This is a genomic window from Pseudoalteromonas sp. PPB1 (assembly GCF_015356275.1).
GTDB lineage: Bacteria > Pseudomonadota > Gammaproteobacteria > Enterobacterales > Alteromonadaceae > Pseudoalteromonas > Pseudoalteromonas rubra_D.
The window spans coordinates 1-495 of record NZ_JACEQV010000098.1; the positions used below are offsets into that span (position 1 = coordinate 1).

Below are 495 nucleotides of genomic sequence, written 5' to 3' on the forward strand. Positions count from 1 at the left end.
TAACAGGCCGTTTTCAAGCGAAGCACCAATCACTTTTACATGGTCGCCCAGCTGGAATTTGCGCTCAAAGTTGCGCTCGGCAATGCCCTGGTGAATAAATTTACGGTCGGTTTTGTCTTCTTTATTTTGCTTCTCGCCTTTGACGCTCAGTGTGTTATTTTCCGACTCCAGCGACAACTCCTGCTCCGTAAAGCCGGCCACCGCCATGGTAATTTGGTACTTGTCTTCAGCTAAGGCTTCGATGTTGTATGGCGGGTAGCTGGGCTGTTTTTCGCTGCTACGCTGCGCCGCATCCATCATAGATGCAAGGTGATCGAAACCGATGAATGAACGGTAAAGGGGTGATAAATCTACTGTACGCATAATCGTATCCTCATAAAGCGATAATTAAGCTATTTACTCTTTGCAATAAACCAGTAAACAGCGGGTTTTTAACTCTAACGTTACTTAAATAAAGACTTTTAAAACAAAGTCTTACTTTGGTTTTGGACCCTG

Annotated in this window: 1 protein-coding gene; it reads right to left on the reverse strand. The window is 44.4% G+C overall.

Features of this window, described 5'->3' with window-relative positions; translation table 11 throughout:
- A partial coding sequence (locus IY568_RS24470; RefSeq protein WP_194868974.1) for an Hsp20 family protein occupies nt 1-363 on the reverse strand: 363 nt, incomplete at its 3' end.
- Nucleotides 364-495 lie beyond the last annotated feature (132 nt).